The sequence below is a fragment of the Streptomyces sp. NPDC048331 genome, assembly GCF_043201215.1.
GTDB lineage: Bacteria > Actinomycetota > Actinomycetes > Streptomycetales > Streptomycetaceae > Streptomyces.
The window spans coordinates 24,561-34,165 of the sequence record NZ_JBICYT010000058.1 but is presented as its reverse complement, the minus strand read 5'-3'; the positions used below and the strand labels follow the sequence as shown (position 1 = coordinate 34,165).

The following is a 9,605-nucleotide window of genomic DNA, read 5'->3' as shown; positions in this document are numbered from 1 at the left end:
CCAGCCCCGCCGGCGTTTGAGGCGCAGCCCCGGGCGCAGCCCGAGCCGTACCGCACACCGCCGAGCACCCCGCAGGGGCACGGCAGCCCGAGCCGTACCGCATACCGCCGAGCACCCCGCAGGGGCACGGCAGCCCGAGCCGTACCGCGCACCGCCGAGCACCCCGCAGGGGATACCGTCCGGGGATGGTTGAGATTCCTGAGGGGTTGGTCGAGGCTCAGGGGGACGCGGGGCGGGAGTTCATCGCCGCTCTGCCCGGGCGGGCGGCGTGGTTTCTGGAGCGGTGGGGGCTGCGGCGGGTCGGGCCGGTCATGCACGGGGTGACGGCTTTGGTGGTGCCGGTGGAGCGGGCCGACGGGAGCTCGGCCGTGCTGAAGCTGGTGGCGGTGGACGAGGAGAGCGTGGGGGAGCCGGTCGCGCTGCGCGCGTGGGACGGGCGGGGTTGCGTACGGCTGCTGGAGCACGACGTGGACACCGGGAGCCTGCTGCTGGAGCGGTTGGACGAGGGGCGGGATCTGGCGGCGCTCGCGCGGGAGGACGCGCGGCGGGCGGTGGTGGTGGTCGGGGAGTTGGTGGCGCGGCTGACGGCGGTGCCGGCTCCGGCCGGGTTGCGCGGGCTCGGTGAGATGGCCGCCGGGATGCTGGAGGCGGTGCCGCCGGCGCTGGCCCGGCTGGTGGAGGCACGGGACCGGCGGTTGCTGAAGGACTGCGCGGCGGCGGTGGCGGAGGTGGTGGGGGAGCCGGGGGATCGGCTGCTGCACTGGGATCTGCACTACGAGAACGTGCTGGCGGGCGGCCGGGAGCCGTGGTTGGCGATCGACCCCAAGCCGCTGGCGGGCGATCCGGGTTTCGATCTCATGCCGGCGATCATCAACAACTTCCGTGCCGAGGACGTGGGGTGGCGGTTCGACCTGCTGACGGAGGTGGCGGGGCTGGATCGGGAGCGGGCGCGTGCCTGGACGCTGGGGCGGGTGCTCCAGAACTGTCTGTGGGACGTGGAGGACGGGGAAGTTCGCTTGGACGAGGACCAGTTGACGGTTGCCGAGACGCTGCGTCGGGGTTCTAGGCTGCGGGCATGATCCGTAGCGCTGAGATCGATGACGTTCCCGCCATCCACGCGATGATCCGCGAACTCGCGGAGTACGAGAAGGTGCCGCACGAGGCACGGGCCACCGAGGAGCAGCTGCGCCAGGCGCTGTTCGGGGAGCGTCCGGCGGTGTTCGCCCACATCGCGGAGACGGAGGACGGGGAGGTCGTCGGCTTCGCGATGTGGTTCCTCTCCTTCTCGACGTGGCGCGGGGTGCACGGGATCTACCTGGAGGACCTGTACGTGCGGCCGGGTGTGCGCGGTGGCGGTCACGGCAAGGCCCTGTTGCGGGAGTTGGCGCGGACGTGCGTGGAGCGGGGCTACGAGCGGCTGGAGTGGTCGGTCCTCGACTGGAATGTGTCTGCGATCGACTTCTACCGGTCGGTGGGAGCCGTGTCCATGGACGAGTGGACGGTGAACCGCCTCACGGACGACGCGCTCCGCAAGCTGGCCGTGGCTGAGTGAGCGCACCGGAGCCCTTGCCACCGACCGCTACCGGGCTCAAGGAGGCCCTCCGCCACGTGCGGAGTGCGCGTGGTCAGCGTCCCGGAACGCCGTGCAGCGATGCCGCATACGTGGAATGGCGGAATGACATTGCCGAGGCTCTGGAAGGCCTCGCAGAGCACCTGGAGCACCCTGCGGGCCGGGCCAGGGCACGTGCCGAGGCGGCGGTCACCCGCGCGGAGGCGGAACGCTTGCGCGCGTGACCTCGGGCCTCCGTGTGGCCGGGGGCTCGAAGTCACGTGCGGCGTCACGGCGCGCGTCCGCGGGGCTCTGGCCGTCCGGCTACCCGACGGCAGGCACCGGGCGCTCCGGGGAGTCGAGCCAGGCCCAGGTGGCGCCATCGGGATTCACGGTGAGTCCGAACCGCTCGAACCCCGGCCTGCCCTGGCTGTCCCACCAGGCATGGGCCGCCGTGAGTTCGCCCCAAAGCTCCCTGGGCCCGGACTGGTAGACCTCGAACTCCTCCGCGCCGGGGACGAAGTCCACCGACGCCCAAGAGGTGACCTGGGTGTCCCGGAGCCAGAGCGTGTAGCGCCCGCCGTCGTACTTCTCCGGGTAGGGGAACATCCACTGGGTCTGGAGCCCGATGGCGAACATGGGGAGCCAGTCGGCCACGTCCTCCGGGGACAGGGAGGTGGTCGTGCGGCGGCCGTCGGCGGGCCAGGGCTTTCCGCCCAGGTACGTCCTCACGTGCGTCCGGTAGGCGCGATGCTGCCGGAGACGCATGAACGCGGAGGAGCCGACGAACGGGCCGGACGCACTTCCGCCCTCCTCGACGGTCAGGCGGACGACGGCCTCACCGCCGTACTCCGTGGCGTACGGGGAGACGATGATTCCGCCGGGGCGGGTCTGCCGGATGATGTCCGCCGGGATCTCCCGCAGGGAAGCCGTGATCAGTACGCGGTCGTACGGCGCGCACGCTGGCCAGCCCTGAGAGCCGTCACCGACCACGGCCACCGGGTTGTACCCGGCGGCATCCAGGCGAACTCGGGCCGTGGCCGCGTTCTCCGGGTCGAACTCGATGGTGGTGACGTTCTCCGAGCCGACCCGTTCGGACAGCAGAGCCGCGTTCCAACCGGTTCCCGTGCCTAGTTCCAGCACTTTGGAGCCTTCGTGGACGTCCAAGGCCCCCAACATCGAGAACACCATGGAGGGCTGGGAGTTGCTGCACGTCGGGACCTTCCCCCGTTCGGGGCCCGTGTGGCTTCCGTCGTCCCACTGGGTGGTCAGGGAGGCGTCCGAGTAGACCGCGCGGAACCACGCCTCCGGATCGGTCCGGCGGTCGATGCCCGCCACCGGTCCGCCGTCGGCCGGGCCGACACCGGGCCAGATCACGTCCGGGACGAACGACTCCCGGAGCACGGCTTGATAGGCGGGGAGCCAGTCGGAGGTCAGGGCCCCGGAGTTCATGAGCCGGGAGGCCAACCCCTGGGGGTCGGCCTCCGTCGTGGCGCGTTCGGTCACTTGGTGCCGCTGCCCTTCGTGTCGCTGTGCCCGGAGTCCTGGCCCTCCGAGCCCCCGCCCCCGTGACCGGCGCCCGACTGGCCGTCGTCCTGCTGGCTTCCGCCCTGACCCGAGCCGCTGCCTCCGCCGTGCTGTCCGCCCATGAACGTGCTCCTTCTCGTGAGGGATGAGTGGTGCTGTGGGCCGCCCCGGCAGAACGGTGGTTCAGTCACCGGGGCGGTGTCTGTGGGGTGGGGTCAGTCGGACCCTGGAGCGAAGGCCTTGGGAATGCGCTCCGGCCGGGCCTGCACCTGTCGTTCTCCGGTCTCTGCCAGGAACTCCAGAAGGGGACTTCCCGGCGTCAGGTGGCGGAATAGCTGGGCGGTCCATTCGCTCCGTTCCCGAAGGTCACGGAGCTGGGCCGCTACGTCGTCCCAAGACTCTGACAGGGGTCCTGGCGGGGCGCTCACTGCGCCGTCCCCCGACTCCACCGGTTTGCTTCGGCCACCCTGGCGTTCAGCCGCTGGGTACTTCCGGTGGCCGGGCGGTACTCGGGACAGACCGGTCGGCCGCATTCGCACGGACGCCACTTCAAGGCGTTGCCGGGACTCAGGTCCGGGCCCTCGAACCGCGCCCAACCGGGTTCCGTCCCGTCCGGATGGTTGTCGCGTGCGCTCATGCGGCCCCCCGCTTCACGACCTGCGCCAGCTTCATGGCGACGTCGGGGCGGACACTGCCCAGCCTCACCAGCCCCGGGCCGGGCGGTGCGGGATCGATGCCCAGCGAAGGGAGAACGATTCCGGCGGCCATCAGCGATTCGCGCAGTGACTCCACGGCCGTGCTCGGGGTCACTGTCTCCAGTTCGTGCGAGCTGTCCATGAGAAGGACGCTAGGGCCGGTTGCGGGGCCCTGTGGGGGCTGATTCGCCGGGATTCTCGGGCTGGGACGTGATCTTCCGGAGGATTCTCAGGCGGTGTCGAGAGCCCGCCGGGCGCGGGCGATCACACGGTGGGCGTCCGCCCCGTAGACCGCGGAATCGGAGAGCGCTTGCCAGACCTTCCGGTACACGCCCACGCTGTCCGCGTCGTCCAGCCAGAGTTCCGCGTGCCAGTCCTCCGCGATCACCAGGCGGTCGTCGTAGAGCCAGAAGCCGTTGGCCGGCGGGATCTTCAAGGAGGCGCCGAACGGGACGATGCCCAGGGAGACGGTGTCCAGGCCGAGGACGCCCGCCAGGCGGTCGAGCTGGGCGGCCAGTACGGGAGGAGGGCATACGAGAGCCCGGAGCGCGGCCTCCCACATCACGATGTGGAACGTGCGCCCCGGCTCGTACAGCATCTCCTGACGCTTCACGCGGGCCCCTACGGCCTCCTCCGTGTCCCGGAGGGACTGGTGGAGGTCGGCGTAGCGGGTGAACACGTGGCGGGCGTACTCGGCGGTCTGGAGCATGCCCACGACTGTGGAGCCCTGCCAGACGCGGAACGTCCTCGTGCGTTCGTACTCTGCGGTGAGCGTGTCCTGGACGGGCTTGTGGCCCGCGGCGAGCTGTCTGCGCCACGCGCGGGACCGGGACTCCAGGCTCCGGAGCCTGGTCATCAGCTCCTCCGCGGCCTCCGGATGGCCGGTACCTTCCGCCCACGCCAGGAGATCGTCCGTCGTCGCGGTCTGGCGGCCGGTCTCCAGTTTGCTGACCTTGGACTGGGTCCAGCCGAGCAGGACCGCCAACTGGCGGCCCGTGAGCCGCCGATCGGTGCGCAGTTCGCGCAGCCGCGCACCGAGGGCGACTCGTGCTTGTTGGAAGTCGGTGCTCACTCGGCGGACGGCACCTGTTCCGCGAAGGTCTCGTAGGGGACGGCGTGGTGCCACGCGGCGTCCCGGACCTGGCAGGCGCGGGCCACCTCGACGGGTTCCGTGACCAGCTCGACGCCCGTCATCACGTCGTCGTCATCGAAGTGGAGCCGGGCGATGACCCGGGAGTCGAAGAGCCAGAAGGCCACGTCGGGGAGTTGCAGGGCTTCGGCCTCGGAGCGCCACAGATTGCGGATGTCCTCGCCCACCGCGCTGTTGCGGCGGGCGTTGTCGAGCAGATAGCGCTGACCAGGGGTGGGCGGGTTGTCGGCGATCCGCACCCGCTCGAAGCGCTTGCCCAGGGCGGACTGTTCCCGCCGGGACGTGCACCAGGGGTCGTCCAGGTCCCAGCCGACGTCCTCGCCCCGGATGAACCGCTGGTATGTCTCGGTCTCCCCGTCCGACTGGTAGCGGCGCCGGGTCTCCAGGCGCCAGGCCGTGTGCGCGAAGGTCCGAAACATGCCGGCGAACTCCTCGAAGCCGATCAGCACAGGCGTCCTCTCCACGTCCCTGGGGGCGAAGTCGGCGAGGAGCACGCGCGGGACGACCACGAACCCCTCACCATCCTTGACGTTCCGGAGCTGCGCCACGTCTTGGGGATCGGTCACCGCGTCGCCTTGGACCAGGACCTCCCCGCTGTCCAGGTCCTCGTACAGGGTCGGGCATCCGTCGTTGCCGGAGTTGGTACCGATGAACCGGAGTCGCCGTGCCATGGCCGTTCCCCTCCCACCAGCGGACAAGTCCCGACCAGGATGGGGCGAGTGATGGCTTCCTGTCCTGCGTGATTCGCGATGATTCTCGGGACGCAATGCAAGGAGACCCCCGGCTTCCGGGCGCATGCCGACGGATAGGGGGTCGCACCGATTCGAGCGGCGTGCGGTCAGGCTCAGGTTCCTGAGCGCAAGCCGAGGACGCTGTGCAGTACGACTCCAGGAAGTACATCGGTGCCTGAGGACGTAAGGGTGGTCAGCTCCACCAGCCGAGCGCGCAGTTCGGTGGCGTCTTCACCGAGCACGACCGAGCTGAGCACCAGCTCCAGCATCAGAGCGGCCCGCATGTCTGATATGCCGCCGTAGCGCTCCGGATCGGATTCGACCATGGCGCCGACGATCGCCTTCTACGAGGCCCTGGGCGCCCGGCCGCAGGAGGAGTGGTCGGTGTACCGGCTGACGGACGGGGCGTTGGCGGAGTTCGGCGCCCCGTAGCGTCAGGGTTCCAGGACGACCTTGCCGGTGGTGGCGCGGGTTTCCAGGTCGTGGTGGGCGGTGGCGGCCTCGGCGAGCGGGTAGCGGGACAGGGCGGGGCGCAGGCGGCCCGCGGCGGCCTCGGCGAGGGCGCGGGTCTCCAGGACGCGCAGCGGGTCGGGGGCGCCGACCCGCTCGAGCATGGTGGGGCCGAGGACGCCCTGGGTGGTGATGGCGCGGGCGTCGAGGTCGGCGCGTTCGGCGTCGGTGAGGTGGAGGGGGCCGCCGGCCCAGCCGAAGACCAGGTGTCGGGCGCCGGGTGCGAGGAGGTCGAGGGCGGTGCGGGCGGTGTCGCCACCGACGGAGTCGAAGAGGACGGTGGCGCCGCCCGGGTGGTGGGCGCGTACGGCGTCGGGCCAGGTGGGGTCGGTGTGGTCAAGGGCGAGGTGGGCGCCGTTGGCCGCGGCCAAGGCGGTTTTGGCGGGGCCGCCGGCGAGGGCGACGACGGTGGCGCCGGCGTGGACCGCGTACTGGACGAGGAGCGTGCCGATGCCGCCGGCGGCGGCGGGGATCAGGGTGACGGAGTCCGGTCCGAGGTCGGCGAACTGCAGGATCCCGAGGGTGGTGCGGCCGGTGCCGATCATGGCGACGGCTTCGGCGGGGTCGAGGCCGGGCGGTACGGGGTGCAGTCGGTCGGCGTCGGCGACGGCGTACTCGGCGTAGCCGCCGGGGGCGAAGCCGAGGTGGACGACGACGGTGCGGCCGAGCCAGGCGGGGTCGGTGCCGGGGCCGAGGGCGTCGACGGTGCCGGCGACCTCGCGGCCGGGGATGGTCGGGAGCTCGGGGAGCGGGGCGGGCGGGCCCTGGATGCCTTGGCGGAGGCTGGTGTCGAGGAGGTGGACGCCGGCGGCGGCGACGGCGATCCGGACCTGGCCGGGGGCGGGGACGGGGGTGTCCGTGTGCTCGTAGGAGAGGTTCTCGGCGGGGCCGAAGGCGTGGAGGCGGATGGCTCGCATGGTGGGCATGGCCTCAGGTTGCGACCTCGAGCGCGGTTGAGGTCAAGCCGTTGTCGGTGGGGTGGTTCACGATGGGGGGATGGCGCGCAAAGGGCAGCAGGAGCAGACGGTGAAGACGGCGCGGCGGCCGGAGCTCCGGCTGCCCGAGCAGGCGGTGTGGGAGGGGGGTGAGCTGGAGCCGGACGGGGACTACGACGGGCTGGAGTTCGCGGATCTCGACCTGGCGGGGCAGGAGGGGATCGGGTCCCGGTTCATGGACTGCGCGGTGCGGCGGTGCGCGTTGGACGAGGCGGGGCTGGCGAAGGCCAGGTTCCTGGATTCGGTGCTGGAGGGGGTCCGCGGGGTGGGGACCGACCTGTCGGGGGCCTCGCTGCGGGACGTGGAGGTGCTGGACGCCCGGTTGGGCGGGGTGCAGCTGCACGGGGCGGTGCTGGAGCGGGTGGTGATCCGCGGAGGCAAGATCGACTACTTGAATCTGCGGAAGGCGCGGCTCAAGGACGTGGTCTTCGAGGGGTGCGTGCTGGTGGAGCCGGACTTCGCGGGAGCGGTGCTGGAGCGGGTGGAGTTCCGGGACTGCGCGCTGCGGGGGGCGGATTTCAGCGGGGTGCGGATGACGGATGTGGATCTGCGGGAGGCGTCCGTGCTGGAGATCGCGCGGGGGGTGGAGGCGCTGGCCGGGGCGGTGATCAGCCCGGCGCAGCTGTTCGACCTGGCTCCGGCGCTGGCGGCGCAGCTGGGGGTGCGGGTGGTGGCGTAGGGGGCTGCCGGGCCGTCATGGCGCGTACCGGTCCGGACGCGTGTCACCCCAGGCCGGCGGTCGGCGGGGGGTCGAGCGCCGGGGCGGGGCCCAGGTCGACAGCGCAGATCTCGATTCCCGCGAACGAGGTGCGGTCCTGGTCGAGCTGGAGCCGCACGAGCGGTGCTTCCGCGTCGTCGAGCTCGATCCAGGTGCTGTCGGCGCGGGGCGCGGGAGCGGTGCGGAGGGTAGGTGCAGGCGGGGCCGCACGTGCACCGTCCGTGGAAGCGGAGCGGCGCCAGGGCCTGCGGGAGGGCGGGCTCGCCCGCTTCGACCAGCGCGGCATCGAGGAACGAGACCAGCGCGGGACAGACGTCCGCCGGCAGTGGGGGTTCGGTCGCGTGCACCCGGACAGGCCAGTGCTGTGGCGGGGAAGGTTTGCCGGGTCGCGGCGTCCGGTGCGGTGGATCTCCCCCAGCTACCGCTGGGAGGGGCATCTCCCCCAGCTACCGCTGGGAGGGGCCCCGGGCGGAGGGCCGCGGCTCGTACCGGACGTACGTGCGTGGTCCGACAACGCGGCGAGGTGCCGTGCCGGGCGTCGCGACCCGGTGAACCTTCCAGGTCACAGCACGAGGTGCCGGGGCGCGGTGGACCGGGTCGGTCGCGGCGCCGGGCGGGACGGGTGGTTGCGGCGAATGGCCGAGCGTTCCGGTGCCCGGACAGGCCGTGGGGTCGGTGCGGTGCCTAACGTCGCTGGCAGACACATCGGTGCACGAGGCCTGTGGAGGTGTCATGTCCCGTCTGGGCCGTTGGCTGGCGGGGGCCTGCGCGAGCACGGTCGCCGTCGGCCTGCTCGTCACGGGGAGCGCCCTCGGCGGGCGGCCGCCGCGTGAGGGTGCCGGGGGCGGCGTGGGGGCCGAGGTCCCCGAGGTCGCCGTGGGCGCCTATCTCCACTACGGCTCGCCCGGTGTCGAGCGGATGCGGGAACTGTCGAGCTGGCTCGGCGGTACCGAGCTGCGCGCCGGGCACACCTACCTGCCCGGCGACACCTGGGCGAACATCGAGGGGGCACCCGATTCCTTGCGCACCTGGGCGTGGTGGCGCCAGGAGAAGGCGGATCGGCTGTTCGTCCTGAACGTGCCCATGCAGGAGCGCAACGAGGCGGGGGTTCCCGACGCCCGGGTCGCCGAGCTGATCCGCTCCGGCGCGCGGGGCGCCAACGACCACCACTTCCGGCGGCTGGCCACGCGGCTGGTCGAGCTCGGGGTGCCGGACACGGTGATCGTGCTCGGCTGGGAGATGAACGGCTTCAACTACACCCACCGTTGCCGTCCCGACCCCGAGAGCTGGAAGACGTACTGGCGGCGCGTCGTGGCGGCCATGCGCTCGGTGGAGGGGCAGCGGTTCCGTTTCGACTACGCCCCCAACCGTGGCGGCGACGCGATCGCCTGGACCAGCTGCTATCCGGGGGACGACGTGGTCGACGTCATCGGCATGGACTCCTACGACCAGGAGCCGGGCCGTACCTTCGACGAGCAGGTCACCCAGCCCTACGGACTCCAGCAGCAGGTCGATTTCGCGCGGGCCCACGGCAAGCGGATCTCGTACCCCGAGTGGGGGCTGTTCCGGCACGGGGACAACCCCGCGTACATGCGGGGCATGCTGGCCTGGTTCGCCGAGCACGAGCCGCTCTACCACAGCATCACCGACTACTGCCCGCACGGCGTGTGGCAGTGCGGGCAGAACCCGCGCTCCGCGCAGGTGTTCCGGGAGTCCCTGTCCGCCGGTTG

The 9,605-nt window shown here is 71.8% G+C and carries 11 protein-coding genes and 2 pseudogenes; 5 read left to right on the top strand and 8 right to left on the bottom strand.

The genetic code is table 11. The features are described 5' to 3' along the window. The first annotated feature begins 185 nt into the window (after positions 1–185). Positions 186–1,079: an aminoglycoside phosphotransferase family protein gene (locus tag ACGFYY_RS39375; RefSeq protein WP_393717065.1), complete on the top strand. Its 894-nt coding sequence runs from the start codon at positions 186–188 to the stop codon at positions 1,077–1,079. Next, positions 1,076–1,552: a GNAT family N-acetyltransferase gene (locus ACGFYY_RS39370; RefSeq protein ID WP_393717063.1), complete on the top strand. Its 477-nt coding sequence runs from the start codon at positions 1,076–1,078 to the stop codon at positions 1,550–1,552. The genes ACGFYY_RS39375 and ACGFYY_RS39370 overlap by 4 nt, the downstream gene beginning before the upstream one ends. A 321-nt stretch (positions 1,553–1,873) precedes the next feature. Here ACGFYY_RS39370 and ACGFYY_RS39365 read toward each other — a convergent pair whose 3' ends face one another. The 6 genes from ACGFYY_RS39365 to ACGFYY_RS39340 all read right to left on the bottom strand — a co-directional run bounded on the left by ACGFYY_RS39365 (position 1,874) and on the right by ACGFYY_RS39340 (position 5,978). Further along, a complete protein-coding gene (locus ACGFYY_RS39365) occupies positions 1,874–3,055 on the bottom strand; it encodes a methyltransferase domain-containing protein (protein WP_393717061.1) in 1,182 nt (393 codons plus the stop codon). Next, a complete protein-coding gene (locus ACGFYY_RS39360) occupies positions 3,052–3,198 on the bottom strand; it encodes a hypothetical protein (protein ID WP_266817403.1) in 147 nt (48 codons plus the stop codon). Before ACGFYY_RS39360 ends, ACGFYY_RS39365 begins: the two co-directional genes overlap by 4 nt. Positions 3,199–3,709: 511 nt before the next feature. Next, positions 3,710–3,913: a hypothetical protein gene (locus tag ACGFYY_RS39355; protein WP_393717058.1), complete on the bottom strand. Its 204-nt coding sequence runs from the start codon at positions 3,911–3,913 to the stop codon at positions 3,710–3,712. An 87-nt stretch (positions 3,914–4,000) separates the two neighbouring features. Further along, positions 4,001–4,843: a helix-turn-helix domain-containing protein gene (locus ACGFYY_RS39350; RefSeq protein WP_393717056.1), complete on the bottom strand. Its 843-nt coding sequence runs from the start codon at positions 4,841–4,843 to the stop codon at positions 4,001–4,003. Continuing rightward, on the bottom strand, positions 4,840–5,592 hold the full coding sequence (locus ACGFYY_RS39345) for a DUF6879 family protein (RefSeq protein ID WP_393717054.1): 753 nt from the start codon (positions 5,590–5,592) through the stop codon (positions 4,840–4,842). The genes ACGFYY_RS39350 and ACGFYY_RS39345 overlap by 4 nt, the downstream gene beginning before the upstream one ends. Positions 5,593–5,765: 173 nt before the next feature. Further along, on the bottom strand, positions 5,766–5,978 hold the full coding sequence (locus ACGFYY_RS39340; RefSeq protein ID WP_393717052.1) for a hypothetical protein: 213 nt from the start codon (positions 5,976–5,978) through the stop codon (positions 5,766–5,768). A 1-nt stretch (position 5,979) separates the two neighbouring features. Here ACGFYY_RS39340 and ACGFYY_RS39335 point away from each other — a divergent pair. Next, a pseudogene (locus ACGFYY_RS39335) lies at positions 5,980–6,084 on the top strand (GNAT family N-acetyltransferase); the annotation flags it as partial. Positions 6,085–6,086: 2 nt separating this feature from the next. On the opposite strand, the gene ACGFYY_RS39330 reads toward ACGFYY_RS39335, so the two are convergent. Next, positions 6,087–7,079: a zinc-binding dehydrogenase gene (locus ACGFYY_RS39330; RefSeq protein ID WP_393717071.1), complete on the bottom strand. Its 993-nt coding sequence runs from the start codon at positions 7,077–7,079 to the stop codon at positions 6,087–6,089. A gap of 79 nt (positions 7,080–7,158) precedes the next feature. On the opposite strand from ACGFYY_RS39330, the gene ACGFYY_RS39325 reads away from it, so the two are divergent. Continuing rightward, a complete protein-coding gene (locus ACGFYY_RS39325; protein ID WP_393717050.1) occupies positions 7,159–7,836 on the top strand; it encodes a pentapeptide repeat-containing protein in 678 nt (225 codons plus the stop codon). A 43-nt stretch (positions 7,837–7,879) separates the two neighbouring features. Here ACGFYY_RS39325 and ACGFYY_RS39320 read toward each other — a convergent pair whose 3' ends face one another. After that, the gene (locus tag ACGFYY_RS39320; RefSeq protein ID WP_393717048.1) at positions 7,880–8,161 is read right to left on the bottom strand and encodes a hypothetical protein; all 282 of its coding nucleotides are present in this window, start codon (positions 8,159–8,161) and stop codon (positions 7,880–7,882) included. 446 nt (positions 8,162–8,607) lie between these two features. Between ACGFYY_RS39320 and ACGFYY_RS39315 the strand changes: the two are divergent. Beyond that, positions 8,608–9,597 (top strand): annotated as a pseudogene (locus tag ACGFYY_RS39315) (glycoside hydrolase family 26 protein); the annotation flags it as partial. Between the last annotated feature and the right edge of the window lie 8 nt (positions 9,598–9,605).

Excerpts from the sequence above, each read along its gene's own strand:
- ACGFYY_RS39375 (WP_393717065.1), top strand. The coding sequence starts at position 186 with ATGGTTGAGATTCCTGAGGGGTTGGTCGAGGCTCAGGGGGACGCGGGG.
- ACGFYY_RS39330 (WP_393717071.1), bottom strand. The coding sequence starts at position 7,079 with ATGCGAGCCATCCGCCTCCACGCCTTCGGCCCCGCCGAGAACCTCTCC.
- ACGFYY_RS39345 (WP_393717054.1), bottom strand. The coding sequence starts at position 5,592 with ATGGCACGGCGACTCCGGTTCATCGGTACCAACTCCGGCAACGACGGA.
- ACGFYY_RS39360 (WP_266817403.1), bottom strand. The coding sequence starts at position 3,198 with ATGGGCGGACAGCACGGCGGAGGCAGCGGCTCGGGTCAGGGCGGAAGC.
- ACGFYY_RS39355 (WP_393717058.1), bottom strand. The coding sequence starts at position 3,913 with ATGGACAGCTCGCACGAACTGGAGACAGTGACCCCGAGCACGGCCGTG.
- ACGFYY_RS39370 (WP_393717063.1), top strand. The coding sequence starts at position 1,076 with ATGATCCGTAGCGCTGAGATCGATGACGTTCCCGCCATCCACGCGATG.
- ACGFYY_RS39340 (WP_393717052.1), bottom strand. The coding sequence starts at position 5,978 with ATGGTCGAATCCGATCCGGAGCGCTACGGCGGCATATCAGACATGCGG.
- ACGFYY_RS39325 (WP_393717050.1), top strand. The coding sequence starts at position 7,159 with ATGGCGCGCAAAGGGCAGCAGGAGCAGACGGTGAAGACGGCGCGGCGG.
- ACGFYY_RS39320 (WP_393717048.1), bottom strand. The coding sequence starts at position 8,161 with ATGCCGCGCTGGTCGAAGCGGGCGAGCCCGCCCTCCCGCAGGCCCTGG.